Consider the following 26,645-nt stretch of genomic DNA (forward strand, 5'->3'; position numbering starts at 1 on the left):
TCATTTGCCAGCCCACGCCTTGAGTCGGTCGGTGAATTCGGGCACGGCCAGAAAGATATACAGACTGACCATTACGTTGAGCAGCGAAACCACCAGGAAGAGTTGCGGAATGCTAACCCCCACCAAGCCCAGCATCAACATGGCGAAAATGGCGGAAATCACCATCAGCAGGGAATTGAGAATATTGTTGGCGGCAATGACCCGGGAACGCTCGCTGTCCGCCGTTCTGGACTGGATCAAAGCATACAGCGGCACTATGTAGAAACCGCCGAAGACACCCAGACCCAGGATGCAGGCCATGACCGCCCAGGCGGCCGGCTGCAGCAGCAGATCCAACCAGCCGAGCCCACCCTCGCCCATGTCAATGAAACCCGCGCCGCCCCACAGCAGCAGCCCGAACAGCGTCAGGCCGATAGCGCCCAGCGGTACCAGCCCCAGCTCTACCTTTTTGTTCGAGAGCCGCTCGCACAGTAGCGAACCGGCGGCGATCCCGGTGGAAAAGACCGCCAGGATCAGCGTGACCACAGTTTCATCGCCGCCCAGGTAATCCCGGGTAAAGCCGGGAATCTGCGCCAGATAGGTGGCCCCAAGAAACCAGAACCAGGAGTTGGCCAGCAGCGACCGGGATACCGCCTTCGATTGCTGGACCAGCCCCAGATGAAGAATCCGCGCCGACTGGCGGAAGATATTCCAGTCCAGTTGCAGATGCGGCAGCGCAGCGGCGGTGGGCGGAATCGCCAGACTGGTGAGAAAACCACACAACGCCAACAAGACCACCGCTACCGACACCCAGCTTGCCCACTGCTCGCCAGACATCAGCACACCAGCGAATAGGGTGCCGCCGAGAATCGCCAGGAAGGTCCCCATTTCTACCAAGGCGTTGCCCCCGATCAACTCCCGCTCAGCCAGGTGCAACGGCAATATGGAGTATTTCACCGGGCCGAACAGGGAGGATTGCGCCCCCATGGCAAAGAGCACCGCCAGCATCAACGGCAGATGCCCCAGTAGCACGCTGGCCGCCCCTGCCAGCATGATGATGATCTCGGCACACTTGATCAGACGGATCAGCCGCTGCTTGGGATATTTCTCGCCGAATTGCCCGCCCAGGGCGGAAAAGAGAAAGAACGGAAGGATAAACAGCATGGCGCTGAGGTTGATCAATACATTGGGATCGGCGCTGACCCCGATCTTGAACAGAATCGCCAGCACCAACGCCTGTTTGAACACATTGTCATTGAACGCACCCAGGAACTGGGTGATGAAATACGGCAGAAAACGCCTGCTGCGTAACAGACCGAACTGAGACCGCTCCGACATCGCTGCCATCCTTCCTAACCTCTGCTGAAGGATGACAGCATAACGGAACAACCTGTCAGTTGCGCGACTGCGATATGACTGGCAAAAAAGCTTGGTGGCCAAGGCCGGTTTCACCGCCGCGCGACTCGGGCCCACCCAGACACCTCCCCTTTGGGAGCGGGCGCGCCCGCGAACAGACCAGGCACCGTAGCCACCCTTAGTCTGCCTCCACAATCTGCAACCGCACATTGCGCCGCTGGATCCACTGGCGGATGCGCTCCTGTCGATCAGAGGTCAGCGGGTACCGGCGCGCCAGCATGAAGGCTGCCATGTACATGAGCACGGGGCCGATGATGTAAAGCACCCGCAACGACATCAACTGTTGCTCGCTGTGCACTGTCTGGGTCGCATCGAAGCCCACCAGCGCCAACAGGCCCAGCGATAAGCCGAGACCGACGGCCATGGCCATCTTCTGCGCCATGCCGGACATGGCAAAGAACAAGCCGGTGCGATGTTCCTTGCTACGCGCCGTGTCCAGATCGACGATATCAGCCAGCATCGACAGCGGCAAAAACTGGAAGGCCGCAAAGCAGAAGCCCTTGATTGCGAACATGATGGCAAACGGCAACAGCTGGCCAGCCTGCAGGAAGAACATGCCAAGGATACTGAGACTGGAGATGCCGACCGCCACACAGAAAGCGCGGTGCTTGCCAATCCGGCGCCCCAGCGCCAGCCAGAATGGGATACCCAGGATGCCAATGCCGAAATACAGCAGATACATCATGCCGATGTGCGCCTGAATCTGGATCACGTGCTGCATGAAGAACACCGACATGGCATTACGGAAGGATTCACCGGTAATCACGATCAGCAGAATCAGCATCAGACGTTTGAACGGCCCGTTATTCTTCAGTACACGCAGCCCCTTCTTCCAATCGGTACGTTGCACCGAACGCGGCGGCGCTTCGCGCACGCAGGTGACCACCAGCAACACGGTGATGGGCAGCAGGATCAGCAGCAACCAGCCCATCGAGGCCAGAATGGGCCCGTAGCCGATCCCCAGTTCGCCATCGCGGCCCACCAACCAGACTGCGGTACGCATCAGCAGACTGTCGGTATCGCCCGCCGCATAGCGCGCGCCCAGCGCCTGGACAATGGCCGGCGCCAGGGCAGCGATGAACAACCCCAACAGAATGAAACCTTCACGGGAGGCGGTAACGCGGCTGCGCTGATGATAGAGCGTCGACAGCTCCGCTCCCCAGGCGCCGTACGGCAGCGTGACCATGGTCCAGCCGAGGTACATCAATATGGTCCAGCCCATCAGATGCATGATCCCCGCCCCTTCCGGCGGCATGAAGATCATTACCGTGCCCAGCAGCATCAGCGGCGTACCCATTATCAGCCAGGGCTTGCGGCGCCCGAACCGCGTCTGCCAGCGATCACTGATCATGCCGACCAGCGGGTCGGTGATGACATCGGAAAATCGTGCCAGAACGAGCACCAACGCCATCAACGCCATGTTCAAGCCCATTTCCTGGGCGTAGAACGGTGGGAGATAGACAGCCAGCGGATAACCGATGATGGCCAGGGGGATGCCCACGGAACCGTGGACGAGAATGGTTGATCGTTTCAGAATGCCGGACTGACTCATGGGACGACTCCGTTGGTCAGGCAGGGAGCCAGGCCCCGCCCCTTTTCTTGTAATAGTCGATGCGAGTCTATGCCAGCCGGCGATCAATATCCGAACCTGATTTCAACGAGATGTAACGAGGGTTTGCCCAGGCACCGCGCCGTACCGCTGCGCATCAGGACTGGCGCGGCATCCAGACATCATCAGAGCGGACGATGGGCGATATTCAGCGCACTGATGCCGTCTACAAGGGGGTTGCGCACTACTTAAGCGGACCGCCCGTCTGTCTTTTTGCGAATCGCATCGATAGTTGTTTGACAATTATTCTCATTATGATTAGCGTATAGCCATTGCTCAGCTGACACCTTGGAGTGGCACCGATGTACGTATGTCTTTGCAAGGGAATTACCGATACCCAGATTCGCGACGCTGTTACCGATGGCGCCTGCAGCATGCGGGATCTGCGAGAACGTCTGGATGTCGCCAATCAATGCGGTAAATGCGGTCGTGAGTGCAAGTCCATCATCGGTGAATACCGCCAGGCTGCCACCACCAGCTTCGTCAACGCAGGACAGTTCGCAATGGCATGAATGCGTCTTGCATGCCATCGCGAAACATTTCTATCTTCTTGATTTTCAAGGCTTGTATTTGACAGTTCGCCGCGCGGATAGCACACTCAGTGAATTGATCCCGCACTGAGGAATTCCGTCATGAAAGGCGACGCACAGGCAATCCGCCATCTCAACATTCTGCTCGGCAACGAGCTGGTTGCCATCAACCAGTACTTCCTGCATGCCCGCATGCTGCAGGATTGGGGTCTGGATAAGCTCGGCGACCATGAATACCATGAATCCATCGATGAGATGAAGCATGCCGATGCTCTGACCAAGCGCATCCTGTTTCTTGAAGGCATCCCGAATCTGCAGGATCTGGGCAAATTGCTGATCGGCGAAAACACCCGCGAAATCCTCGAATGCGACCTGCGTCTGGAAATGAAGGGCATCCCCGATCTCAAGGCCGCCATCGCCTATTTCGAAAGCATCGGCGATTACGGCAGCCGAGAGCTGGCCGAAGACATCCTGACCTCGGAAGAAGAGCACGTCGATTGGATCGAAACTCAACTGAGCCTGATCGACAAGGTAGGTATCGAGAACTACCAGCAGTCGCAGATCAGCTGACAGTTCTACCGTGACAAAAAAGAGCCCGCCATATTGGCGGGCTCTTTCGTTTCAGCTGTTCAGGCTGTCCAGGATATCGGACACCGCTGCCGCCGGGTCTTCGGCACGCGTGATGGGACGCCCGATCACCAGGTAACTGCTACCGTTCTCCATCGCCTGGCGTGGCGTGACAATGCGCTTCTGATCATCGACACTGGCATCATCCGGGCGGATGCCCGGTGTCACCAGCTTGAAATCCTCGCTGAGTGCGTTTCTAAGCGCTTTCGCTTCACGCGCCGAGCAGACCACTCCATCCAGGCCGCAATCCTGCGTCAGACGTGCCAGGCGCTGCACCTGCACCATGGGCTCGATATCAATGCCCACTTCCTGCAGATCTTCCTGCTCCAGACTGGTCAACACCGTGACCGCGGTGAGCAGCGGGCGCGGACCGGAGCGGCGCTCCAGTACCTCGCGGCAGGCTTCCATCATCCGCCGGCCACCGCTGGCATGCACATTCACCATCCACACGCTCAGCTCGGCCGCCGACCGAACGGCGCTGGCGGTGGTGTTGGGAATGTCGTGAAACTTGAGATCCAGAAACACCTCGAATCCCTTGCTCTGCAGCGCCTCCACGATGGCCGGCCCAGTCGCAGTGAACAACTCCTTGCCTACCTTGAGGCGGCACTGTGCCGGATCGAGACGATCGGCCATGGTGACCGCAGCGGCCATATCGGGGAGGTCCAGGGCAACAATTATCGGGCTATTGCAGGGCATTTATCTTTCCTGTGTCAGATGGTTCGCAGCGACGGGCTGGCGCTAAGCCGGCTCCGGCCCTTTCAAAGGTCTTGTCGTTGACCAGCCGTGGCAGGTCGGGCATTGCCAGTGCAGCTGCCTGCCGGAAAAACCGCAGGCCTGGCAGCGATACTTGTGCTTGTCGATCAGCAATGTTTCAACGATCCCGCGCAGAATCATCAGATTGGCGCGCCCACGGGGCTCAACATTATCCTTGTGCAGATCAATCAGGTACAGCAATCCGCGCAGGGAGGGCTGCTGCTGCAGGTGGGCAAGCACGTACCGGCTGGTAGCAGCAAGTCCGGCGCGCTTGTTCAACTCATCGGCACGCGCCAGCACGGTCGCCACCATCGGCGGTTGGGCATTTTCCAGTACCTCGTCGAGAAAAGCCAGCAGATCCAGATGATCAGCCGCCGCAAGGCTCTGCAATAGCGGCAGCGCCTGGGGAATGAAATCCGGATCGTTCACCGCCAACCGGCGCAGCCACTTGAGCACCTCACGATCACGCCCCTGCCCCGCCTCCAGCTCGGCCAGCATCAGCATGGCGCGCACCGAGTTGCGCTGGGTAGCAAGCGCATCCAGCAGATGGCGCCGCGCCTGCGGCCACTCCTGACGCGCCTGCGCCTCGCGGGCCAGTTCGCAGTGATAATGGGCCAAGGTGACCGCGAAGCTCTCTCGCTCACGCAACAGGCGCTTGCCTACTGCCACCGCCTGTTGCCAGTCACGCTCGCGCTCGTGAATGCGCACCAGATCGGACAGCGCATCGGCGCTGAGGCTGGAGCCCGATTCCACCAGCTCGTCCAGCAGCCGTTCGGCCCGATGGTGCAACCCGACCGCCAGATAATCCCGAGCCAGCTCGAACTGCACCCGGTCGGCTTGCTGGGTAGTGAGATTGGGCCGCGCCAGTAGATTCTGGTGCACCTTGATCGCCCGCTCGACATCACCACGCTGACAGAACAGCTTGCCGATGGCGATATGGGTCTCAACCGTTTCGGGGTTGACCTCAAGGGCGCGGATAAAAGTCTCGATCGCCTCGTCCGGTTGCTCATTGAGCAAGTAGTTGAGGCCGATGAAATATTGCTTGTCGATGGCACTACCGTGGGGCGCCAGCATTACGCCGACCTTGATGGCCTCACGGCGACCAAGAAACCAGCCAATACCCAGCGCCGCCACGAACAAGCCGAGGAACATCAGTTCCTGCATGGCAATCAGCCTTTGACAGCCTGGGTACGCAGCTTGTCGACTTCCTTGCGATAGCGATTGAGTTCATTGCTCTGCACCATCAAACGCAGCCGCAGGCGGGTGGTCAGCAGCCAGCCAATCAGAACACCCAGCACACTGCCGAGAATGAAGGCGATGATGATGAAAAGGGAAACCGGATATTCGGGAGAGGATATTTCAAGAAACTGCAACGCGATGTTCTGCTGGTTTTCCAGCATGAAATCGATGGTCGCCAGTGCTACCAACAACAGCACGATGATCAGCACCGCGCGTTTCAGCCATTGCATGCCGCCACTCCCCTTTCTTGTGCAGGGAGGCAGTATAGCGCAGCCTGAGGATGAGTCATATGCCGGGTCAGGCGGTTTCCAGCGAGTCGTTGACCCGATCCCGCAACTCTTTACCGGGTTTGAAATGCGGCACGTACTTGCCGTCGAGCTGTACCGACTCGCCGGTCTTGGGATTACGGCCGACACGCGGCGCCCGATAATGCAGCGAGAAGCTGCCAAACCCTCGTATCTCGATACGCTCGCCCGTGGCCAGCGCGGTCGACATATGTTCCAGCATAGTCTTGATGGCCAGCTCCACATCCTTGGCTGATAACTGGCCCTGTTGTTCGACTATACGTTCGATCAACTCCGACTTGGTCATGATTTTCCCTTTTTATTCAATCGGCTAGGATCCGTTTTGATTTGTTTTACCATGCTTGACTGGATTTGAACAGCCTGATATGGCCAACCACACCAGACCAGGAACAGCGAGCACAAAAAAGGGCGACCGAAGTCGCCCTTTTTCAATGGATCACACTGGCAATCAGTTGCCCTTGTTTTCCATCTGTTGCTTGATCAGATCACCAATGGTGGTCGGACCGGCAGCCAGCATTTCCTGCTTGCGCAGGTCCTGGATGGCTTCTTTCTCGTCTTCAACGTCCTTGGCCTTGATCGACAGGCTGATGACACGGCTCTTGCGGTCAACGCTGATGATCTTGGCTTCGACTTCGTCGCCGACGTTCAGCACGTTGCGCGCATCTTCAACGCGGTCACGGCTGATTTCGGAGGCCTTCAGAGTACCTTCGATGTCTTCGACCAGGGTGATTACCGCGCCCTTGGCGTCAACTTCCTTGACGGTACCGGTAACGATGGTGCCTTTCTCGTTCAGGGATACGAAGTTGGAGAACGGATCGTCTTCCAGCTGCTTGATACCCAGGGAGATGCGCTCGCGCTCCGGATCGACCGACAGGATGACGGTTTCGATCTCGTCGCCCTTCTTGAAGCGACGTACGGCTTCTTCGCCGACTTCGTTCCAGGAGATATCGGACAGGTGAACCAGACCATCGATGCCGCCGTCCAGACCAATGAAGATACCGAAATCGGTGATCGACTTGATGGAGCCGGAGATCTTGTCGCCCTTGTTGAACTTGCTGGAGAACTCTTCCCACGGGTTCATCTTGCACTGCTTGATGCCCAGGGAGATACGACGACGATCTTCGTCGATATCCAGAACCATGACTTCCACTTCGTCGCCAACCTGAACGACCTTGGAAGGATGGATGTTCTTGTTGGTCCAATCCATTTCGGAAACGTGAACCAGGCCTTCAACACCCTCTTCCAGCTCGGCGAAGCAGCCGTAGTCGGTGAGGTTGGTGACCTTGGCGTTGACACGAGTGCCTTCCGGATAGCGACCGGTGATGGCAACCCATGGATCTTCGCCCAGCTGCTTCAGACCCAGGGAAACGCGGTTGCGCTCGCGGTCGAACTTCAGCACTTTGACGTCGATCTCATCGCCAACGTTGACGATTTCGGACGGATGCTTGATGCGCTTCCAGGCCATGTCGGTGATGTGCAGCAGACCATCTACGCCGCCCAGGTCAACGAACGCACCGTAGTCGGTGAGGTTCTTGACGATACCTTTGACAACCTGGCCTTCCTGCAGGGTTTCCAGCAGGGCTTCGCGCTCGGCACTGTTCTCGGCTTCGAGAACGGCGCGACGGGAAACGACAACGTTGTTGCGCTTCTGGTCGAGCTTGATGACCTTGAATTCCAGTTCCTTGCCTTCCAGGTGCGCGGTGTCGCGGACCGGACGGACGTCGACCAGGGAACCCGGCAGGAACGCACGAATGGTGTTGACGTCGACGGTAAAGCCACCTTTGACCTTGCCGTTGATGACACCCTTGACGATTTCTTCTGCGGCGAAAGCTGCTTCGAGGACTTTCCAGGATTCGGCGCGCTTGGCCTTCTCACGGGACAGTTTGGTTTCACCGAAACCGTCTTCGACGGCGTCCAGTGCAACGTGTACCTCATCACCCACGCTGATGGTCAGTTCGCCCTGATCGTTCAGGAACTGCTCGCGCGGAATGACACCCTCGGATTTCAGGCCGGCGTGAACGGTGACCCAGTCAGAGTCGATGTCCACAACGATACCGGTGATGATGGAGCCTGGCTCCATATCAAGGGTTTTCAGGCTTTCTTCAAAAAGTTCGGCAAAGCTTTCGCTCATTTGGATTCCTGTAAAAGTGTAATAAGGCAGTAACCGCCTGGCCGCTCAAACGCGTGCCCTGCAGCCAACTTGCCCGCCACGCCACCAGCTTGCGTGGGTTGATTATATTGATACCTTTTCCGGTAGTGCTGATTACCCGGTCAAGGACTCGCCTGATCAGTCCAGCAGGTTGCGCTTGCGCGCTTCCGTCTGCACTGCTTCAAGTACTTTTTCGATGCTCATATGCGAAGAATCGATCAGGATGGCATCCTCAGCTGGCCGCAATGGCGCGATGCTGCGGTTCATATCCCGCTCGTCCCTGGCATTTATTTCATCGAGAAGACCCGCAAGACTAGCAGTTTCGCCCTTTTCGAGCAACTGCCGGTAACGGCGTTCAGCACGGATTTCCGGGCTGGCGGTCAGAAATATCTTCAGTTGGGCATCGGGAAACACCACAGTACCCATATCGCGGCCATCGGCGACCAGCCCGGGCGCCTCGCGAAAGGCCTGCTGACGGCCCAGCAGCGCCTGACGAACGGCTGGCAGGGAAGCCACACGGGATGCGCCGGCGCCGGCCGTTTCGGTGCGAATACCCCGGGTAACATCCTCGCCTTCGAGAATGATGCGCTGCTCCTGGCCTTCTTCGGCCAGGAACCGCACGTCCAGATGGGCTGCCAGGCTGGTCAGGGTCTGCTCATCGGCAAGATCCACCCCGTGATTGCCGGCGGCGAAGGCCAGCACCCGATACAGTGCACCGGAGTCCAGCAGATTCCAGCCCAGCCGGGCGGCCAGCATGCCGGTGAGAGTGCCCTTGCCGGAGCCTCCCGGCCCGTCGATGGTGATGACGGGCGCCATGTCTGTGTCAGCAGTCACGCGTTGTCCTCCTGGCGGATATTGATGCCCACCGAGCGCGCCAGATCGAGGAAGCCGGGGAACGAGGTGGCGACATGGATGCAGTCAGTGATGCGAATCTCGCCGGTGGCGCGCAGCGAGGCGATGGCGAAGGACATGGCGATGCGGTGGTCCATGTGGCTGTCAACGGTCGCACTGCCCATCACGCCGCCATCGATGATGATGCCATCGGGAGTCGGCTCGGCCTTGATACCCAGCAGTTGCAGACCATCGGCCATGACCTGGATGCGGTCGGATTCCTTGACCCGCAGCTCTTCAGCGCCGCGCAACACGGTGCGCCCTTCGGCACAGGCCGCGGCAATGAACAGCGCCGGGAATTCGTCGATCGCCAGAGGCACCTGGTCCAAGGGGATCTCGATACCCTTGAGGCCGGCGTAACGCACCCGGATATCGGCGACCGGCTCGCCACCCACTTCGCGTTCGTTGCTCAGGGTGATATCACCGCCCATGGCCCGCAGGATATTGATCACGCCGATGCGGGTCGGATTGATGCCCACATGCTCCAGGGTCAGGTCCGAGCCTTCGGCGATGCTGGCCGCAACCATGAAGAAGGCTGCCGAGGAGATATCCGCCGGCACGTCGATCTTGCCGCCGGTCAGCTTGTGGCCGGATTCAACGGTCGCGGTGGCGCCCTTGACCTGCACCGGGTAGCCGAAGCCCCTGAGCATGCGCTCGGTGTGGTCACGGGTCGGCGCCGGCTCGGTAACGGAGGTCTTGCCCTCGGCATAGAGACCAGCCAGCAGCAGGCAGGATTTGACCTGGGCGCTGGCCATGGGCATGACATAGTCCATCCCCTTGAGCTGGCTCTGGGCGCCATTGATCAGCAGCGGCGGACGACCCTCGGCGGCAGTATCGATGCTTGCCCCCATCTCCCGCAGGGGATTGGCAACACGACCCATGGGGCGCTTGCTCAGGGAAGCATCACCGGTCAGTTCGGTGGTGAAGTTCTGCCCGGCCAGCAGGCCCGCCAGCAGCCGCATGGAGGTTCCCGAATTACCGACATAGATCGGCCCGGGTGGGGCCTGCAGACCGTGCAGGCCGACACCCTGGATGGTGACCCGTCCATGGTGTGGCCCTTCGATGACGACGCCCATGTCGCGGAATGCCTGCAGGGTGGCAAGACTGTCCTCGCCTTCCAGGAAACCCTCGACCTCGGTCACGCCTTCGGCAATGGAGCCGAGCATGATCGAGCGATGGGAGATGGACTTGTCACCCGGAACGCGGATACGACCCTGTACGCTGGCGCCGGGATTGGCGATGAAATTGATTGATTGAGTCTGCATGGGTTCCATATATGCCCTGCGGGCCAAAATCTTGCTGAAATGCTCGCGTGCGGATCGGGCTCGGGTGAATACCCCCAACAGGGCGTTGGCATCCCCGTCCTCGACCGCTGCGCGCAAGCGGCTTAAATCGTGGGTGAAGTTGTCCAGGCTGCGCAGAACCGCGTCGCGGTTGGCCAGGAACACATCCCGCCACATGACCGGATCGCTGGCAGCGATCCGGGTGAAATCTCGAAAACCACCGGCAGCATAGCGGAATATCTCCAGGTTTTCGCTGCGTGAGGCCAGGGTGTCGACCAGCGAAAAGGCCAGCAGATGCGGCAGGTGGCTGGTCGCTGCCAGCACCTCATCGTGGTCCGCCAGCGGCATATCCTCGACATCCGCGCCCAGCGCCCTCCAGCTCCGGCGCACCAGTGTCAACGCGGCCTCGCTGGTCTCGGCCAGCGGCGTCAGTATCACCTTGTGGTTGCGGAACAGCAGTGCATCGGCTGCTTCCACCCCGCTCCGCTCGGACCCGGCAATCGGATGTCCGGGCACGAACTGTGGCAGTAGATAACCAAAGGCCCCGCGCACGGCATCGACCACAACGTTCTTGGTACTTCCGGCGTCGGTGATCACTGCCTGGCCCAATTCCAGCTGGGCCAGCTGGCCCAGCACCTGCTCCATGGCCAGCACCGGTACCGCCAGCATGATCAGATCGGCGCCCTGTACCGCGCTGGCCAGGTCATCGGTGATGAAGTCGACCACACCCAGGGGCACGGCCTGGCGCAGCGTGGCCGGGTCGCGATCACAGCCCACCACTTCACGGCACAGACCGGACTCGCGCATGCCCTTGGCAAAGGAACCGCCGATCAGACCCAGACCGATCACCGCCAGACGACCGATTATCGGCTCGGCAGATGACGTCGTCATGACGCTGTCATTCACCGTTCAGAACCCGGGCCAGAGCATCAAGGAAGCGCTTGTTTTCCTGCGGCAAGCCGATGGACACCCGCAAATGATTGGGCATGCCATAGCCTGCTACCGGGCGGACGATGACGCCCTCCCGCAGCAGCCCCTGATAGACAGGTGCAGCCTCGCGGCCCAGGTCCACGGCGATGAAGTTGCCGCGTGAAGATATCCAGCCCAGGCCCAGCTCACGGAACCCCTGCTCAAGCTGCAGCATGCCTTCGCGGTTGGCACGGCGGCTTTCGGCCAGATAGGCGGTATCTTCCAGACTGGCCGCAGCAGCAGCCAATGCCAGGCTGTTGACGTTGAAGGGTTGCCGCACCCGGTTCAGCACATCGGCGACCTGCGGATGGCTGATGGCGTAACCCACGCGCAGCGACGCCAGGCCGTAGGCCTTGGAGAAAGTGCGGGTGACGATCAGGTTGGGACAGCGATCAATGAAGTCGAAGCCGTTGAGCGCATCATCGGCGGTCACGTATTCAGTGTAGGCCTCGTCCAGCACCACCAATACCTGCTCCGGCACCTGTGCCATGAAGGCTTCGAACTCGGCGCGCTCGATCCAGGTGCCCGTCGGGTTGTTCGGGTTGGCGATGAACACCAGCCGGGTGGCAGGAGTGATGGCCGCAGCCATGGCTTCCAGGTCATGACCCCATTCACGGGCCGGCACCTGCACCGCGGTTGCGCCCACTGCCTGGGTGACAATGGGATAGACAGCAAAGGCATGCTGACTGAACACGACTTCACTACCCGGTGCGAGAAACGCCCGGGCCAGCAATTCGAGCACGTCGTTGGAGCCGTTACCCAGGGTGATCATCGACAAGTCGAAACCGAAACGCCGGGACACTGCCTGTTTGAGGGCAAAGCCGTTGCCATCAGGATAGCGGGTCAGCTCCGGCAGGGCTTCCTGGATCGCCTTCAGCGCCATAGGCGCCGGGCCGAGGGGGTTTTCGTTGCTGGCCAGCTTGATGATCTCGGCGGGATCGAGGCCGAACTCCCGGGCCAGCTCTTCCACCGGCTTGCCGGGTACATAGGGGGACAGTTCTTGCACGCCTGGCAGCGCCAGACCGAGGAAATCGCAACTCATGACAAAGCCTCAAGCTACAAGCCGCAAGCTCCGAGCAACCCTCTGCCAAACCGCGTGCAGCTTGCCGCCGGTAGCTTGCCGCTACGGTTAAAGTACCGCCTTCGGATAGGACCCCAGGATCTTCAGCGCCACGGATTCCTCACGAATCTTCTCCAGCGCATCGCGGATCAGCGGATCGTGCTGGTGACCGAAGAAATCGATGAAGAATACATAGGTCCATTTGCCGCTGCGTGAAGGCCGGGTTTCGATGCGGGTCAGGTCGATGCCGTTGTCATGGAACGGCTGCAACAGATGATGCAGCACGCCCGGACGGTTGTTCATCGAGACGATGATGGAGGTCTTGTCGTCGCCGGTCGGCGGGACTTCCTGGTTGCCGATCATGAGAAAGCGCGTGGAGTTGTCCGGGCGGTCCTCGATCTTCTCGGCAATACAGGTCAGGCCATACAGCTCGCCGGCGATGTCGCCGGCAATCGCCGCCGAGTTCCACTCACCCTTGACCCGGCGCGCCGCCTCGGCGTTACTCGCCACGGCCACCCGCTCGACATTGGGGTAATGGGCATCCAACCACTTGCGGCACTGGGCCAGGGATTGGGCGTGGGAGTAGACCCGGGAAATCTTGTCGGTACGGGTGTTTTCGCCCACCAGCAGATGATGGTGGATGCGCAGCTCTACTTCACCGCAGATCACCAGATCATGCTCGAGGAAACTGTCGAGGGTATGGTTGATCGCCCCCTCGGTGGAGTTCTCCACCGGTACCACACCGAAATGCACCGCCCCGGCCGCCACTTCGCGGAAGATCTCGTCGATCGCCGCCATGGGTATGCTGCGCACCGAATGGCCGAAATGCTTGAGCGCCGCGGCCTGGGTAAAGGTGCCCTCCGGCCCCAGGTAGGCCACCCGCAAGGGCTCCTCCAGCGCCAGGCAGGCAGACATGATCTCGCGGAACAGGCGCGCCACTTCTTCGTTGTCCAGTGGCCCTTTGTTCAGCTCCATGATGTGCTTGAGCACCCAGGCTTCCCGCTCGGGCCGGTAGAACACCGGCTTTTCGCCTTCGGTCAGGGTCTTCTGCTTGACCTCGGCTACCGTCTGGGCGCAGCGGGCTCGCTCGCTGATCAGTTCCAGCAACTTTTCGTCGAGCGAGTCGATCCGGTTACGCAGAGCAGAGAGTTGCGCTTCGTCTGACATGTCATTCAACCGTGCTGTTTTTCGAATTCGGCCATATAGGCCACCAGCGCATCCACTGCCGCTTCCGGTACCGCGTTGTAGATGGAGGCACGCATGCCGCCCACCGAGCGGTGACCTTTCAGGTTGAGCAGACCGCGCTCCTCGGCCCCGACCAGGAATGGCTTGTCCAGGCGGTCGTCGGCCAGACGGAAGGGAATGTTCATCCACGAGCGGTCGGCAATATTGATCGGGTTGCTGTACAGCTCGCTACCGTCGATGGCTGCGTACAGCTTGCGCTGCTTGGCGCCATTGATGCGTTCCATGGCTTCGACACCGCCCTGGGCCTTGAGCCACTGGAACACCAGACCGGACAGGTACCAGGCGAAGGTCGGCGGCGTGTTGTACATGGAGCCGTTCTGTGCCGCGACACTGTAGTCGAGCATGGTCGGGCACTTGCTGTGGGCCTTGCCCAGCAGGTCGTCACGAACGATGACGACGGTCAGGCCGCTGGGACCGATGTTCTTCTGCGCGCCGGCGTAAAGCAGGCCGAAGCGCGACACATCCAACGGGCGCGACAGGATATCGGACGACACGTCCGCCACCAGCGGCTTGTCACCCACCTCGGGAATCCAGTTGAATTCCACCCCGCCAATGGTCTCGTTGGGCGTGTAGTGAACATAGGCCGCATCGGCAGACAACTGCCATTCGTTCTGGCCGGGAATGGCGAAATAGTCGTATTCCCTGGCGGACGCAGCGACATTGATGTGGCCGTAGCGGGACGCCTCTTCAATGGCCTTGCGCGACCAGATGCCGGTGTCGATGTAGTCGGCACTGCCATCTTCACCAAGCAGGTTCAGCGGAATCTGGGCGAACTGCTGGCTGGCACCGCCCTGCAGGAACAGTACCTTGTAGTCCGACGGGATGCTCAACAGGTCACGCAGATCCTGCTCGGCCTGCTCGGCGATGCTGACGAACTCGTCACTGCGGTGACTCATTTCCATGACTGACAGGCCCTTGCCGTGCCAGTCGGTCAGCTCATCCCTGGCTGTCTGCAATACTGCTTCCGGCAAGGCTGCCGGTCCCGCACAGAAATTGAACAGTCGCTTGCTCACCTTAACCTCTACTCTTGATCGCCAGTGGTTCCGGCGCCTTCTTCAGCCGCGCCGACATCGGTCTCGCCAACATCACTATCTTCGCCCAGGTCGCCCTCGCCTTCCTCATCGGACGGCTCCTGCACGCGCTCCAGGCCGACCAGCTTCTCGCCATTGGCCAACTTGATCAGGGTCACACCCTGAGTGTTGCGCGACAGGCTGGACACTTCCGCTACGCGGGTGCGCACCAGGGTACCCTGGTCGGAGATCAGCATGATCTCTTCGCCATCGACCACCTGCACGGCGCCGATCAACGGGCCGTTGCGGTCGTTGGTGACCATGGCGATCACGCCCTGACCGCCACGCTTGTACTGCGGGAAGTCTTCCACCGGCGTGCGCTTGCCGTAGCCGTGCTCGGAGGCGGTGAGAATCTCGGTGCCGTCCTCGGCAATCAACATGGAGACCAGGCGCTGACCTTCGGCCAGGCGCATGCCCCGAACACCGCGGGCAGTACGGCCCATGGCACGCACGTCGGTTTCATTGAAGCGGGTAACCTTGCCGCCATCGGAGAACAGCATGATCTGCTTGTTGCCATCGGTCAGCGCGGCGCTGATCAGGGTATCGCCCTCGTCCAGATCCAGCGCGATCAGACCGACGCTGCGCTGACGGCTGAACTGCGGCAACGGGGTCTTCTTCACGGTGCCGTTGGCGGTCGCCATGAAGATGAACCAGCCTTCGGTATATTCCTCGACCGGCAGCATGGTGGTGATGTACTCACCCTCATCCAGCGGCAGCAGGTTGACCAGCGGACGACCACGGGCAGTACGCGAGGCTTCCGGAATCTCGTAGGTCTTCAGCCAGTACACCTTGCCCTTGCTGGAGAACAGCATCAGCGTGGTGTGGCTGTTGGCGACCAGCAGGTGCGAGACGTAATCCTCATCCTTGACGCCCGTGGCGGCCTTGCCTCGCCCTCCTCGACGCTGGGCATTGTAATCAGAGAGCGGCTGACTCTTGGCATAACCGCCATGGGAGATGGTCACCACGCGATCTTCTTCGGTAATCAGATCAGCCACACTCAGATCCAGGCGCGAGTTGAGAATCTCGGTACGCCGTGCATCGCCAAAGTTGGTTCTGATTGCCTCCAGCTCCTCGACGATGACCTCCATCAGGCGCTGTTCGCTGTTGAGAATGCGCAGCAGCTCACCGATCTGCGTGAGGATCTCCTGATATTCGGTCAGCAGCTTCTCGTGCTCCAGACCGGTCAGGCGGTGCAGACGCAGGTCCAGAATGGCCTGGGCCTGTTCCGGCGATAGATAGTAGCGACCGTCACGCAGGCCGTACTGCTCAGGCAGCTCATCGGGACGGCAGGCATCCGCACCGGCACGCTCGACCATCTCGACCACCGCGCCCGGCTCCCAGGCTTCGGCCAGCAGGCGCTCACGGGCTTCGGCCGGGGATGGCGATGCCTTGATCAGGGCGATCACCGGGTCGATGTTCGACAGGGCGACCGCCTGACCTTCGAGAATATGGCCACGCTCCCGCGCCTTGCGCAGCTCGTAGACGGTACGACGGGTCACCACTTCGCGGCGGTGGCGGATGAAGGCGTCGAGCAGTTCCTTCAGATTGAGGATGCGCGGCTGACCATCCAGCAGGCCGACCACGTTGATGCCGAACACGTTCTGCATCTGGGTCTGGGCGTACAGGTTGTTGAGGATGACCTCAGCCACCTCGCCCCGGCGCAACTCGATCACGACGCGCATGCCGTCCTTGTCGGACTCGTCGCGCAGCTCGCTGATGCCTTCGAGTTTCTTTTCCTTGACCAGCTCGGCGATGCGCTCGATCAGCTTCGCCTTGTTCACCTGGTAGGGCAGCTCATTGATGATGATCTGCTGGCGACCGCCGACCTTGTCGATGTCCTCGATTTCGCAGCGGGCGCGCACGTAGATCCGGCCGCGGCCGGTCTTGTAGGCTTCGACGATACCCGCACGGCCGTTGATGATGCCGGCAGTGGGGAAATCGGGACCGGGGATGTGCTCCATCAACTCTTCGATGGAGATATCCGGATTGGCGATCACCGCCAGACAACCGTTGATGACTTCAGTCAGGTTGTGCGGCGGGATATTGGTCGCCATGCCCACGGCGATACCGCTGGAGCCGTTGACCAGCAGGTTGGGTACCCGGGTCGGCAGCACCTCGGGGATCTGTTCGGTGCCGTCATAGTTGGGTACCCAGTCCACGGTTTCCTTGTCCAGGTCGGCCAGCAGTTCGTGGGCCAGCTTGGTCATGCGGATTTCGGTGTAACGCATCGCCGCGGCGCTGTCGCCATCGACCGAACCGAAGTTACCCTGGCCGTCGACCAGCAGGTAGCGCAGGGAGAACGGCTGGGCCATGCGGACGATGGTGTCATATACCGCCGAGTCGCCATGGGGGTGGTATTTACCGATGACGTCACCGACCACACGGGCGGACTTCTTGTATGGTTTGTTCCAATCGTTGTTCAGTTCGCTCATGGCGAACAGGACGCGACGGTGCACCGGCTTGAGGCCGTCGCGCACGTCAGGCAGTGCCCGCCCGACGATCACGCTCATGGCGTAGTCAAGGTACGATTGCTTCAGCTCGTCTTCGATATTGACTGGAAGAATTTCTCTGGCCAGCTCACCCATGAAACGGCATTCCTTTTATTGTTGGCGACCTGATGGTGCCAATGCGCACGCAGCGCGGAACGGGCCCGGCTTGGTGCCGGATCAAAGCCCGGAATGATACCACACTGCTGAATCCGGCGGGAGATAGCGCACCTTCCTGAGCGCCAGTTCACACCGCCTGCCCGGCAGACCCGGGCAACGGCTCAGTGCAGCCGTCGCGGGCTCAGCAATCCGGCCAGCCTGGCCTGATCAGGGCGCTCGACGATACCCTTTTCCGTGACGATCACATCAATCAGATCGGCCGGCGTAACATCGAACAGCGGCTGCCCGCCCTGCCCTGCCAATACATCGCCAAGCTCGATATCGTCGGCCGTCTCCAATTCCAGATCGATACTGGCACTGGAGGCGACCACCATGAAACGCAAACCGTGATGCATGGCCAGCACCGCCAGGCCGTAGGTACCGATGGTATTGACCACGTCGCCGTTGCCGGCGATCCGCTCGGCGCCCACCACTACCCAACTCGGATTCGCGACTTTCATCAGATGCGCGACAGCGGCATCAGCATGCAGCACCGCGGGCAGATCGTTCTGGCTCAGTTCCAGATGAGGAATCGCGCCGGCGTTGCCCGGATAGCTCGCACAGACGTCCACCCGGGAAACCAGGCCAGCGTCATGGGCAGCCCGGATAACGCCCAGGGCGCTACCGTGACCAAAGGTGAGCAATGCCTGGGGCTGGCGATCATGCCGGCGGATCACTTGCGCGCCCAGCTTGGCCATGGCGCGGTTGGCTTCGTCGTCACTGGTATGGATGGCGATCGCTGCCTCGGCCAGCAGCGCCGGCACATCTGCCGCCACGCCCAGCGGCCGGCGCAGTCGATCCTGCAGCATCCGCAGAGCCCAGCCGAGGTGCTCAGCCGACGGCCGCGCCGCCGCGAGCAGGGCGAAGTCTGCGCTCAGCGTCTGCGGCCAGTCCGCGGCCTGGCCGATATGCCTGGCTGCCAGAGCGATGCCATAGGCCGCGGCGATGCCCACGGAAGCCGCACCCTGCAGCACGCCATCGCGAATCGCTTCGGCCACCGACACGGCATCACGGCACTCGATCCAGAGAGTTTCTTCAGGCAGGTATCGCTGATCAAGAATGCGCAGGCTGTCACCGCACCACTCCAGGGCCTGGACGCCGCGCTGGTCGGCACTTTGGGGTTGAAACTGCATGAACGACTCCAGCGGGAAAACGTCATTATACCCGGGGGCGCACTGAATGACTGCAGGGCGACCTCGCCCCGTGAACAAATGTCGCTGCCCGCTGCAAAAGCCAGAGGGTATACTGCCAGCCATACGATGGACGAAGGGGGCAGCCAGCCCCTTGTGAACACACTGAACGCCTGCCCCCGAACGGGGCCAGGCAGATTCAACGAGGGGATCATGATGACGCTGAATGTCGACCGGGCGGAAATCGCCAAATTCGAAGCCCTGGCCAGCCGCTGGTGGGATCGCGAAAGCGAATTCAAGCCGCTGCATGAGATCAACCCGCTGCGTACCAACTGGATCGATGAGAAAGCCGCGCTGGCTGGCAAGGAAGTGCTGGACGTCGGCTGCGGCGGCGGCATTCTCGCCGAGGCCATGGCCCAGCGCGGCGCCCGCGTCACCGGCATCGACATGGGTGAGGCGCCGCTATCCGTGGCCCGCCTGCACCAGCTCGAATCCGGTGTGGAAGTGGAATACCAGCAGTGCACTGCCGAAGAAATGGCCGAACTGCACCCGGGCCGTTTCGACGTGGTGACCTGCATGGAGATGCTTGAGCACGTCCCGGACCCCGCCTCGGTGATCCGCGCCTGTGCCGCCCTGGTCAAGCCCGGCGGCCATGTGTTCTTCTCGACCATCAACCGTAACCCCAAGTCCTTCGCATTCGCCATCGTCGGTGCGGAGTACCTGCTGCGCATGCTGCCGCGCGGCACCCACGAATATGCCAAGTTCATCCGTCCGGCCGAGCTGGGCCGCTGGTCCCGCGACGCGGGGCTGGATATGCAGGACATTATCGGCCTGACCTACAACCCGCTGCTGCGTCACTACAAGCTGGCCAACGATGTGGACGTCAATTACATGATCCACTGCCAGCGCGGAGTCTGAGATGCTGGACAGCGTTCTGTTCGACCTGGATGGCACCCTGCTGGACACTGCCGATGATTTTCTGGCGATCATCCACAGCATGCGCCAGGATCGTGGCCTGCCGGAATCGCCGCTGCACCTGATTCGCTCGACGGTGTCCGATGGGTCAGCCGGCATGCTCTGCGCAGCCTTCTCCATCACCCCAGAACACCCCAACTTCGCTGGCTTGCGCGACGACTTTCTCGAGCGCTATCAACGTCAGCTGGCGGTGCACACCCGTCCTTTTCCTGGCGTTCCCGAGCTGCTCGACTGGCTGGATGCCGAGGGGCTGCCCTGGGGCGTGGTGACCAACAAGATGAGCTGCTTCAGCATCCCGCTGCTGGAAGCTGTCGGCCTGAGCAAGCGCTGCGCCAGCCTGGTCTGCCCGGACCAGGTCACGCACGGCAAGCCACACCCGGAACCCTTGCTCAAGGCTTGCGCCGAGATGGGCGTGGACCCTGCACGCAGCGTCTTCGTGGGCGATCATCTGCGCGATATCCAAGCGGGTCAGGCTGCCGGCATGCGCACCGTTGCCGCCCTTTACGGTTACCTGCCAGCGGGCGATGATCCGCAACACTGGAATGCCAGTTACAGTATCGAGAATGCCGCTGCTCTGCGCCCCTGGCTGGAGCAGCAACGGACCAAGGAGTTTTGCCATGTTTGACTACCGCGCCCCCGCTGACCTGCTGCAAGGACGAGTGATACTGGTGACCGGTGCCGGCGACGGCATCGGCCGGGCCTGTGCGCTGAGCTGCGCCGCCCACGGTGCCACCGTGGTGCTGCTCGGCCGCACCCTGAGCAAACTGGAAGCCGTATACGATGAGATCGAGGCCGCAGGCCACCCGCAGCCAGCGATCTGCCCGCTGAATCTGGAAACCGCCGTGGAGAAGGATTACAACGATCTGGCCGACCAGTTATTCGACACCTTCGGAAAGCTCGACGGCCTGGTACACAACGCCGCTCAGCTCGGCCCGCGAACGCTGATCGAGAGCGTCAAGCACGAAGCCTGGCTGGAGCTCATGCAGGTCAACGTCAACGCGCCCTTCTTCCTGAGCAAGGCGATGTTCCCCCTGCTGCGCGCCGCACCCGATGCCTCGGTGGTCTTCCTGTCTTCCACCGTTGGCCGCAAGGCGCGGGCCTACTGGGGGCCCTACGCGGTCACCAAGTTCGCTGTCGAGGGTCTGATGCAGGTAATGGCCGACGAACAGGACGGCACTAGCGAGATCCGCGTCAACAGCGTCAACCCCGGCGCCACCCGCACCGCCATGCGCAAAGCCGCCTACCCCGCCGAGGAGCCGGAGAAGAACCCGGAGCCTGCGGATATCATGCCGGTTTTCCTGTATCTGCTCGGACCGGATAGCAAAGGTGTGAATGGCCAGGCGCTGGATGCGCGGGGGTAACCGAGAGGCCGTCTTTGCACATTTGCCGCGCCCCTAGCGGGGCGTGTGCAGAATCATGACAGCGGTAAAGTCTTATTTGTTGCCGTGCAGCTTGAGCATCAATTCGGCTTCGCTGCGGGTCAGGCCGCAGGATTGCATGAGGTCGTCAAGGCTGGCGCCCATGCCGACCAGGCGGCTGGCCTGATTGTAGGGCATGGTGTGCATGTCCTGCTGTTCCAGCCGCTGCTGCTTGTTTTCCAACTGAGATAGCTTGTTGCGCAGGCTGATCAGCTCTTCACCCATACGAATATGGCTCTGCTGGTATTCAGCCAGCCGCTGATTGAGCTTATCCAACCGGACCTCGGTCGCGGCCTTCAGCTCAAACTGTCGCTGCCCCAGCCGCCGGACCGCCAGGACCGAAGCCACCAGCGCGGCGACCAACAGACCCAGCAGCAATCCAGCCAACAGCAGCAGCGAGCGCTCTTCCATATGGCTCAGATATCCTGCAGTTCGGCCCACTCATCCTCGGTCATCATCTTTTCCAGATCGACCAGAATGAGCAGTTCGTCGTTCTTGTTGCTGACGCCTTGAATGAACTTGGCCGACTCGTCGGTGCCGACGTTCGGTGCGGTCTCGATCTCCGACTGACGCAGGTAAACCACTTCCGCCACACTATCGACCAGGATGCCGATCACCTGGCGATCCGCCTCGATGATGACGATACGGGTCTGGTCGGTGACCGGCGCCGACACCAGACCAAAGCGTTGGCGAGTGTCGATGACCGTCACTACGTTGCCCCGCAGGTTGATGATACCGAGCACATAAGACGGTGCACCGGGGACCGGAGCGATTTCGGAATGGCGCAGCACTTCCTGCACCTGCATCACGTTGATGCCGTAGGTTTCATTATCCAGGCGGAAGGTCACCCACTGCAGAATCGGATCGTCGGCGCGCTGTGCGGTATTGTCTTTCATCTTGTTCAGCTCTCAACCTTGTAGATTCCCTGCCAGGCTCTGCAGCTGGGTAGGGAGTTATGGGATTCATCCTAATCGCGCATCGGCCTATTTGCCAGCGGTGATCAGTTCGGCAAGCGCCTCCACGTCCACCAGCGCGCACATCTGATCGATTACTGTGCCCGCCAGCCAGGGCCGCTTGCCCTGCCCGGATCGCCACTTCACCTGAGCCGGGTCCAGGTGAATCGACTGGCTCACGCCATGCACCGCCATGCCCCACTCGTGGCCCTGCACGGAAATCACGAAGCGCAGAGTGTCACGCAGCTCCGGCGCGTAACGCTCCGGCATGATCCAGCGGGCGGTATCCAGCACCTTCAGGTTGCCGGCCTGGGTCGGCAACAGGCCGAGAAACCAATCCGGCTGGCCGAACAGCGGCGTGATCGGGCCATCCAGGGAATGAATGCTGCCCAGGGAAATCAGCGGCACCGCCAGAGTCAGACCGCCGACATCGAACAACAGGGCTTCGAAGGGCGCTTCACGCCAGGCCGGCGTGGCCGCAGCGGCAGGCGCAACCGGCTCGGGCTGCTCGATCAGCGGCTGCGCCTTTACCGGTTCCGGCACAGCGGCAATGGCCGGCCCAGGTGCAATGGGCTCCGGCCCCGCCACCGGTTGAGGCGCCTGCTCAGCCAGCGCCAGCTCCATGGCGGCGTCCTGCAACAGCGCATCCAGATAGGACTGGATGGTCTGCTCGGGAACATAATGCTGTACGGGCAATGGGTTGTTCATTTGTCGTCTGGGGTTCCGAATCGAATCTGCGAAGCCGGCACGGCCGGGTCTATCAGGTTATCGGCCGCGGGGCGCCGAGCATTAGCCAACAGCGCTGCACCGCCACTCAGGCCACCTCCCTCGAATTCGGCATTACATGTACCAGCAGGTAGCGCAACAGCGCACGGTAGGCCAGCACACCGCGGGCATTGTTTTCCAGGCGCGACGGCACGATACCGGCCAGGCTCGCGTCACGCAGCTTGGTGTCAATCGGCACGTAAGCCTGCCACAGCTGGTCGGCATAATCGCGCCGCAGCGTACGCAGGGTGCTCAGCGAGGCCTGGGTACGGCGGTCGAACAGCGTGGGCACGATGGTGTACGGCAGCGCCTGGCGCCGCGAGCGGTTGACCATGTTCAGGGTATGGACCATGCGCTCCAGCCCCTTCATGGCGAGGAACTCGGTCTGCACCGGAATCACCAGCTGCTCGCAGGCGGCCAGCGCGTTGATCATGGAAACACCCAGCAGCGGCGGACTGTCGATGATCGCGAAATCGAAATCCCCACGCAGTTGCTCAAGGGCGCGGGAGATTACCAGGCCAAACCCGCCCTGGGCCGCCGACTGCCGTTCCAGCGTTGCCAGCGCAGTACTCGAGGGCAGTAGCCGGATGTGCTCATGGGAGGTATCCAGCAGCAATGCCGCTGCCAGCCCCTCGGGCACCCGCCCCTGATGCTGGAACAGGTTGAAGACGCTGCTGGTAAGGCGGTCCGGGTCGTGGCCGAAGTAACTGGTCATCGAGCCATGGGGGTCCAGGTCCACCACCAGCACGCGCTTGCCCTGGTCCGCCAGCAGACCGGCCAAGGCCACCGCCGAAGTGGTCTTGCCCACTCCGCCTTTCTGATTGGCTACTGCCCAGACTCTCATGTCGCTGTACTCCTAACCGTTTGCTGCCGCATCAGTTGATCCCCTGCATGCCGCTGCCGTTACCCGCATTGACCATCGACCGACCGCCATCAGCACTCTCGGCCCGGGCCTGACGCATATTCTGCAAATCCGCCGCACCTTCCGTCGCCGGCTGGTGCCGGGTTTCGGTATAGCGCGAGACCAGCAACACCACCCGGCGATTGGCGCGCCGCCCCGCCGCCGTGGCGTTATCGGCCACCGGCCGGTGTTCGCCATAGCCGACCGCTGCTAGCCGGCCAGCACCGATACCACCGGCGCTGAGCAGCCGCACCACGCTCGCCGCCCGCGCCGCAGACAGCTCCCAGTTGGTGGGATAGACCTGCGACTTGATCGGCACGTTGTCGGTAAAGCCTTCGACATGCACCGGATTGTCATAGGGCGCCAGGATGCCAGCGATCCGCTCGATCAACCCAAAGGCGCCATCCAGTGGCAGTGCGTCGCCACTGGGAAACAGCAAACCGGAATTCAGCTCGATCTCGATCCACAGCTCGTTGGCATGAATCTGCAGATCCCCCACCGAGATCAGCTCACCAAAGGCGGCCTGCATGGCCTCGGCAATGGTCTCCAGCGGGTCATCGCCGGTGCCGCTGTCAGCCCCGGCCCCCATCAGCGACGACGCCGGCGGCGCTTCCTGCACCGGCGCCAGGGTGCGTGGCGTCTGCTCACCAATCTGGATCGGCTCGGCAGTTTTCGGTGCCTGGCTGAACACGCCGATCAGCGATTCCGTGAGGACCTTGTACTTGCCTTCATTGACCGAGGAAATCGAATACATCACCACGAAAAAGGCGAACAGCAGGGTAATGAAGTCCGCATAGGACACCATCCAGCGCTCATTATTGACGTGCTCCTCTTCGCGGCGGCGGCGCATGGCTCAGTCCAGGAAGCCTTCAAGCTTCATTTCGATGGAACGTGGATTTTCCCCTTCGGCGATGGACAACAGGCCTTCGAGCAGCATTTCCCGATAACAGGACTGCTCAAGAATGACCGCCTTGAGCTTGTTGGCGACGGGCAGGAGGAACAGGTTGGCCAGTGCCACCCCATAGATGGTGGCGACAAAGGCCACCGCGATACCGCTACCGAGCATCGAGGGATCGGCGAGATTGCCCATGACGTGGATCAAGCCCATCACCGCGCCGATGATGCCGATGGTCGGGGCATAACCGCCCATGCTTTCGTACACCCGGGCTGCCCGCAGGTCACTGTTCTCCCGGCTGACCAACTCGACTTCGAGAATGCTGCGCAGGGTATCCGGCTCGCAGCCATCGGCCAGCAGTTGCAGGCCCTTGCGAGCAAATAGGTCGGATTCCATCTCGGCGATGGCTTCCAGGCCGAGCAAACCGTCTTTGCGCGCGGTGTTGCTCCAGTTGACCACCTTGCCGATGCCCTCGCGCAGCGGGATATCAGGGGAGGCAAACACCCAGTGGGCCAGCCCCAGGGCGCGTTTGAAGGCCGGCAACGGCGTCTGGATGAAGGCCGCCCCAAGCGTACCGCCGATGACGATCAGCGCCGCCGGCCCGTTGAGCAGTGCATTGATATGGCCGCCTTCCAGATGGTTGCCACCGATGATGGCAACCAGGGCCAGGATGACGCCGATGATACTGAGGATATCCATCAGCCCAGCTCCGTCAGGTAGCGGCCGATCTCATCGAGATCATAAATGCCGTCGGCCAGATTGGCCTTGGCCACGGCCATTGGCATGCCGTAGATCACGCAACTGGCTTCGTCCTGGGCCCAGATGCTGCTGCCGGCCTGCTTCAACATGCGGGCCCCTTCGCGGCCATCGGCACCCATACCGGTGAGAATGATGCCCAGCACCTGGTTCTGCAGCACCTTGGCCGCGGAACCGAAGGTCACATCCACACTGGGCTTGTAATTGAGCCGCTCATCACCGGGCAGGATGCGGATCACCCCGCGGCTATCGAGCATCATCTGCTTACCGCCCGGCGCGAGCAGCGCCAGGCCCGGGCGCAGGGTGTCCCCGTCTTCGGCTTCCCGTACGGTGATGCGACACAACTTGTCCAGGCGTTCGGCGAAAGCCTTGGTGAAGGTCCCCGGCATGTGCTGAATCAGCAGCAAGGGCGCCGGGAAATCGGCCGGCAGTTGAGTCAGGACTTTCTGCAGCGCCACTGGACCACCGGTGGAGGTGCCGATCGCCACCAGCTTGTAGCTGCGCTTGCGCGGCGCAGCGCTGCGACGGGACGGCTCTGCCGCTGGCTGAGCAGGCGATGACAAAGGGCGAGCCGGTGCCCGGGCCGCAGATGATGAAACAGCCGCAGAGGACGTGACCGGTGCTGTGGTTGGCGCAGGCGCGCTAGCGGGTGCTGCGGAGAAACCCAGCGAACGGCGATTGCTGCGCGCCAGTGCATGCACCCGGTCACACAGCAATTGGCGGACTTTATCCGGATTGCGCGAGATATCCTCGAAATTCTTCGGCAGATAATCGGCGGCGCCGGCATCCAGGGCGTCCAGACTGACCCGGGCGCCTTCGTAGGTCAGCGACGAGAACATCACCACCGGCGTGGGCTGCCGCTGCATGATATGGCGTACCGCGGTAATGCCATCCATGACCGGCATCTCGTAATCCATGGTGATCACGTCCGGATGCAGCGCCAGCGTCTGCTCCACGGCCTCCTGGCCGTTGGTTGCGGTGCCTACTACCTCGATCCGCGGGTCGGCTTCGAGTATCTCCTTGACCCGGCGGCGAAAGAACCCCGAGTCATCCACTACCAGCACCTTGACGGTCATATGTTC

Annotated in this window: 26 protein-coding genes; 5 read left to right on the forward strand and 21 right to left on the reverse strand. The window is 61.3% G+C overall.

The window, feature by feature from the left end; genetic code table 11:
• Both BM267_RS01685 and BM267_RS01690 read right to left on the reverse strand, forming a co-directional pair.
• Complete coding sequence (locus tag BM267_RS01685) at positions 1-1,317, reverse strand: MFS transporter (RefSeq protein WP_083392392.1); 1,317 nt, start codon at positions 1,315-1,317, stop codon at positions 1-3.
• Positions 1,318-1,513: 196 nt separating this feature from the next.
• Positions 1,514-2,947: an MFS transporter gene (locus BM267_RS01690; protein WP_051611477.1), complete on the reverse strand. Its 1,434-nt coding sequence runs from the start codon at positions 2,945-2,947 to the stop codon at positions 1,514-1,516.
• 359 nt (positions 2,948-3,306) lie between these two features.
• Here BM267_RS01690 and BM267_RS01695 point away from each other — a divergent pair, with 359 nt between their 5' ends.
• Positions 3,307-3,516, forward strand: coding sequence for a bacterioferritin-associated ferredoxin (locus tag BM267_RS01695; RefSeq protein ID WP_036993511.1), 210 nt, complete (start codon positions 3,307-3,309; stop codon positions 3,514-3,516).
• 120 nt (positions 3,517-3,636) lie between these two features.
• The gene (gene bfr / locus BM267_RS01700) at positions 3,637-4,104 is read left to right on the forward strand and encodes a bacterioferritin (RefSeq protein WP_036993513.1); all 468 of its coding nucleotides are present in this window, start codon (positions 3,637-3,639) and stop codon (positions 4,102-4,104) included.
• Positions 4,105-4,155: 51 nt separating this feature from the next.
• Here the strand turns inward: bfr and pyrF are convergent, their stop codons facing one another.
• From pyrF to BM267_RS01760, 12 genes are all read right to left on the reverse strand, one after another.
• A complete protein-coding gene (pyrF, locus tag BM267_RS01705; protein WP_074778228.1) occupies positions 4,156-4,857 on the reverse strand; it encodes an orotidine-5'-phosphate decarboxylase in 702 nt (233 codons plus the stop codon).
• Between the two features lie 42 nt (positions 4,858-4,899).
• Positions 4,900-6,078: a lipopolysaccharide assembly protein LapB gene (gene lapB / locus BM267_RS01710; RefSeq protein ID WP_083392391.1), complete on the reverse strand. Its 1,179-nt coding sequence runs from the start codon at positions 6,076-6,078 to the stop codon at positions 4,900-4,902.
• Between the two features lie 5 nt (positions 6,079-6,083).
• A complete protein-coding gene (locus BM267_RS01715; RefSeq protein ID WP_036993516.1) occupies positions 6,084-6,383 on the reverse strand; it encodes a LapA family protein in 300 nt (99 codons plus the stop codon).
• 67 nt (positions 6,384-6,450) lie between these two features.
• On the reverse strand, positions 6,451-6,744 hold the full coding sequence (ihfB, locus tag BM267_RS01720; RefSeq protein ID WP_036993517.1) for an integration host factor subunit beta: 294 nt from the start codon (positions 6,742-6,744) through the stop codon (positions 6,451-6,453).
• 162 nt (positions 6,745-6,906) lie between these two features.
• Positions 6,907-8,589: a 30S ribosomal protein S1 gene (rpsA, locus tag BM267_RS01725; RefSeq protein WP_036993519.1), complete on the reverse strand. Its 1,683-nt coding sequence runs from the start codon at positions 8,587-8,589 to the stop codon at positions 6,907-6,909.
• A 156-nt stretch (positions 8,590-8,745) separates the two neighbouring features.
• Positions 8,746-9,423 carry a (d)CMP kinase gene (gene cmk / locus BM267_RS01730; RefSeq protein ID WP_036993520.1) on the reverse strand — a complete coding sequence of 226 codons (678 nt, stop codon included), beginning with the start codon at positions 9,421-9,423 and terminating at the stop codon, positions 8,746-8,748.
• Positions 9,424-9,437: 14 nt separating this feature from the next.
• Positions 9,438-11,648: a bifunctional prephenate dehydrogenase/3-phosphoshikimate 1-carboxyvinyltransferase gene (locus BM267_RS01735; protein WP_235818245.1), complete on the reverse strand. Its 2,211-nt coding sequence runs from the start codon at positions 11,646-11,648 to the stop codon at positions 9,438-9,440.
• Between the two features lie 31 nt (positions 11,649-11,679).
• Positions 11,680-12,792 carry a histidinol-phosphate transaminase gene (hisC, locus tag BM267_RS01740; RefSeq protein WP_074778223.1) on the reverse strand — a complete coding sequence of 371 codons (1,113 nt, stop codon included), beginning with the start codon at positions 12,790-12,792 and terminating at the stop codon, positions 11,680-11,682.
• Between the two features lie 87 nt (positions 12,793-12,879).
• On the reverse strand, positions 12,880-13,977 hold the full coding sequence (gene pheA, locus BM267_RS01745) for a prephenate dehydratase (protein ID WP_036993522.1): 1,098 nt from the start codon (positions 13,975-13,977) through the stop codon (positions 12,880-12,882).
• A gap of 5 nt (positions 13,978-13,982) precedes the next feature.
• The gene (gene serC / locus BM267_RS01750) at positions 13,983-15,068 is read right to left on the reverse strand and encodes a 3-phosphoserine/phosphohydroxythreonine transaminase (protein ID WP_074778221.1); all 1,086 of its coding nucleotides are present in this window, start codon (positions 15,066-15,068) and stop codon (positions 13,983-13,985) included.
• 8 nt (positions 15,069-15,076) lie between these two features.
• Complete coding sequence (gyrA, locus tag BM267_RS01755; RefSeq protein WP_074778219.1) at positions 15,077-17,710, reverse strand: DNA gyrase subunit A; 2,634 nt, start codon at positions 17,708-17,710, stop codon at positions 15,077-15,079.
• A gap of 182 nt (positions 17,711-17,892) precedes the next feature.
• On the reverse strand, positions 17,893-18,903 hold the full coding sequence (locus tag BM267_RS01760) for a s-methyl-5-thioribose-1-phosphate isomerase (protein ID WP_074778217.1): 1,011 nt from the start codon (positions 18,901-18,903) through the stop codon (positions 17,893-17,895).
• Positions 18,904-19,116: 213 nt separating this feature from the next.
• On the opposite strand from BM267_RS01760, the gene ubiG reads away from it, so the two are divergent.
• Genes ubiG through BM267_RS01775 form a run of 3 tightly spaced genes read left to right on the forward strand, consistent with a single transcriptional unit; the run spans position 19,117 to position 21,236 of the window.
• Positions 19,117-19,818: a bifunctional 2-polyprenyl-6-hydroxyphenol methylase/3-demethylubiquinol 3-O-methyltransferase UbiG gene (gene ubiG, locus BM267_RS01765; protein ID WP_036993582.1), complete on the forward strand. Its 702-nt coding sequence runs from the start codon at positions 19,117-19,119 to the stop codon at positions 19,816-19,818.
• Position 19,819: 1 nt separating this feature from the next.
• Positions 19,820-20,500 carry an HAD family hydrolase gene (locus BM267_RS01770; RefSeq protein WP_074778215.1) on the forward strand — a complete coding sequence of 227 codons (681 nt, stop codon included), beginning with the start codon at positions 19,820-19,822 and terminating at the stop codon, positions 20,498-20,500.
• Positions 20,493-21,236 carry a YciK family oxidoreductase gene (locus tag BM267_RS01775; RefSeq protein WP_036993531.1) on the forward strand — a complete coding sequence of 248 codons (744 nt, stop codon included), beginning with the start codon at positions 20,493-20,495 and terminating at the stop codon, positions 21,234-21,236. Before BM267_RS01770 ends, BM267_RS01775 begins: the two co-directional genes overlap by 8 nt.
• 72 nt (positions 21,237-21,308) lie before the next feature.
• Here the strand turns inward: BM267_RS01775 and BM267_RS01780 are convergent, their stop codons facing one another.
• From BM267_RS01780 to BM267_RS01810, 7 genes are all read right to left on the reverse strand, one after another.
• Positions 21,309-21,704 carry a DUF2802 domain-containing protein gene (locus BM267_RS01780; protein ID WP_074778213.1) on the reverse strand — a complete coding sequence of 132 codons (396 nt, stop codon included), beginning with the start codon at positions 21,702-21,704 and terminating at the stop codon, positions 21,309-21,311.
• 5 nt (positions 21,705-21,709) lie between these two features.
• The gene (locus tag BM267_RS01785; protein ID WP_036993533.1) at positions 21,710-22,189 is read right to left on the reverse strand and encodes a chemotaxis protein CheW; all 480 of its coding nucleotides are present in this window, start codon (positions 22,187-22,189) and stop codon (positions 21,710-21,712) included.
• 87 nt (positions 22,190-22,276) lie between these two features.
• Positions 22,277-22,954 carry a CheW domain-containing protein gene (locus BM267_RS01790; RefSeq protein WP_074778211.1) on the reverse strand — a complete coding sequence of 226 codons (678 nt, stop codon included), beginning with the start codon at positions 22,952-22,954 and terminating at the stop codon, positions 22,277-22,279.
• Between the two features lie 106 nt (positions 22,955-23,060).
• Positions 23,061-23,855: a ParA family protein gene (locus tag BM267_RS01795; protein WP_036993534.1), complete on the reverse strand. Its 795-nt coding sequence runs from the start codon at positions 23,853-23,855 to the stop codon at positions 23,061-23,063.
• Between the two features lie 31 nt (positions 23,856-23,886).
• The gene (motD, locus tag BM267_RS01800) at positions 23,887-24,762 is read right to left on the reverse strand and encodes a flagellar motor protein MotD (protein ID WP_074778209.1); all 876 of its coding nucleotides are present in this window, start codon (positions 24,760-24,762) and stop codon (positions 23,887-23,889) included.
• 3 nt (positions 24,763-24,765) lie between these two features.
• Complete coding sequence (locus BM267_RS01805) at positions 24,766-25,506, reverse strand: flagellar motor protein (RefSeq protein ID WP_036993535.1); 741 nt, start codon at positions 25,504-25,506, stop codon at positions 24,766-24,768.
• Positions 25,506-26,639 (reverse strand): protein-glutamate methylesterase/protein-glutamine glutaminase, encoded by a 1,134-nt coding sequence (locus BM267_RS01810; protein ID WP_036993536.1) that lies wholly within the window; start codon positions 26,637-26,639, stop codon positions 25,506-25,508. Before BM267_RS01810 ends, BM267_RS01805 begins: the two co-directional genes overlap by 1 nt.
• Positions 26,640-26,645: the final 6 nt, after the last annotated feature.

The organism is Halopseudomonas bauzanensis, from assembly GCF_900114735.1.
GTDB classification, from domain to species: Bacteria; Pseudomonadota; Gammaproteobacteria; order Pseudomonadales; family Pseudomonadaceae; genus Halopseudomonas; species Halopseudomonas bauzanensis.

Excerpts from the sequence above, each read along its gene's own strand:
- BM267_RS01685 (WP_083392392.1), bottom strand. The coding sequence starts at position 1,317 with ATGTCGGAGCGGTCTCAGTTCGGTCTGTTACGCAGCAGGCGTTTTCTG.
- BM267_RS01690 (WP_051611477.1), bottom strand. The coding sequence starts at position 2,947 with ATGAGTCAGTCCGGCATTCTGAAACGATCAACCATTCTCGTCCACGGT.
- BM267_RS01695 (WP_036993511.1), top strand. The coding sequence starts at position 3,307 with ATGTACGTATGTCTTTGCAAGGGAATTACCGATACCCAGATTCGCGAC.
- bfr (WP_036993513.1), top strand. The coding sequence starts at position 3,637 with ATGAAAGGCGACGCACAGGCAATCCGCCATCTCAACATTCTGCTCGGC.
- pyrF (WP_074778228.1), bottom strand. The coding sequence starts at position 4,857 with ATGCCCTGCAATAGCCCGATAATTGTTGCCCTGGACCTCCCCGATATG.
- lapB (WP_083392391.1), bottom strand. The coding sequence starts at position 6,078 with ATGCAGGAACTGATGTTCCTCGGCTTGTTCGTGGCGGCGCTGGGTATT.
- BM267_RS01715 (WP_036993516.1), bottom strand. The coding sequence starts at position 6,383 with ATGCAATGGCTGAAACGCGCGGTGCTGATCATCGTGCTGTTGTTGGTA.
- ihfB (WP_036993517.1), bottom strand. The coding sequence starts at position 6,744 with ATGACCAAGTCGGAGTTGATCGAACGTATAGTCGAACAACAGGGCCAG.
- rpsA (WP_036993519.1), bottom strand. The coding sequence starts at position 8,589 with ATGAGCGAAAGCTTTGCCGAACTTTTTGAAGAAAGCCTGAAAACCCTT.
- cmk (WP_036993520.1), bottom strand. The coding sequence starts at position 9,423 with ATGGCGCCCGTCATCACCATCGACGGGCCGGGAGGCTCCGGCAAGGGC.
- hisC (WP_074778223.1), bottom strand. The coding sequence starts at position 12,792 with ATGAGTTGCGATTTCCTCGGTCTGGCGCTGCCAGGCGTGCAAGAACTG.
- pheA (WP_036993522.1), bottom strand. The coding sequence starts at position 13,977 with ATGTCAGACGAAGCGCAACTCTCTGCTCTGCGTAACCGGATCGACTCG.
- gyrA (WP_074778219.1), bottom strand. The coding sequence starts at position 17,710 with ATGGGTGAGCTGGCCAGAGAAATTCTTCCAGTCAATATCGAAGACGAG.
- BM267_RS01760 (WP_074778217.1), bottom strand. The coding sequence starts at position 18,903 with ATGCAGTTTCAACCCCAAAGTGCCGACCAGCGCGGCGTCCAGGCCCTG.
- ubiG (WP_036993582.1), top strand. The coding sequence starts at position 19,117 with ATGACGCTGAATGTCGACCGGGCGGAAATCGCCAAATTCGAAGCCCTG.
- BM267_RS01770 (WP_074778215.1), top strand. The coding sequence starts at position 19,820 with ATGCTGGACAGCGTTCTGTTCGACCTGGATGGCACCCTGCTGGACACT.
- BM267_RS01775 (WP_036993531.1), top strand. The coding sequence starts at position 20,493 with ATGTTTGACTACCGCGCCCCCGCTGACCTGCTGCAAGGACGAGTGATA.
- BM267_RS01780 (WP_074778213.1), bottom strand. The coding sequence starts at position 21,704 with ATGGAAGAGCGCTCGCTGCTGCTGTTGGCTGGATTGCTGCTGGGTCTG.
- BM267_RS01785 (WP_036993533.1), bottom strand. The coding sequence starts at position 22,189 with ATGAAAGACAATACCGCACAGCGCGCCGACGATCCGATTCTGCAGTGG.
- BM267_RS01790 (WP_074778211.1), bottom strand. The coding sequence starts at position 22,954 with ATGAACAACCCATTGCCCGTACAGCATTATGTTCCCGAGCAGACCATC.
- BM267_RS01795 (WP_036993534.1), bottom strand. The coding sequence starts at position 23,855 with ATGAGAGTCTGGGCAGTAGCCAATCAGAAAGGCGGAGTGGGCAAGACC.
- motD (WP_074778209.1), bottom strand. The coding sequence starts at position 24,762 with ATGCGCCGCCGCCGCGAAGAGGAGCACGTCAATAATGAGCGCTGGATG.
- BM267_RS01805 (WP_036993535.1), bottom strand. The coding sequence starts at position 25,506 with ATGGATATCCTCAGTATCATCGGCGTCATCCTGGCCCTGGTTGCCATC.
- BM267_RS01810 (WP_036993536.1), bottom strand. The coding sequence starts at position 26,639 with ATGACCGTCAAGGTGCTGGTAGTGGATGACTCGGGGTTCTTTCGCCGC.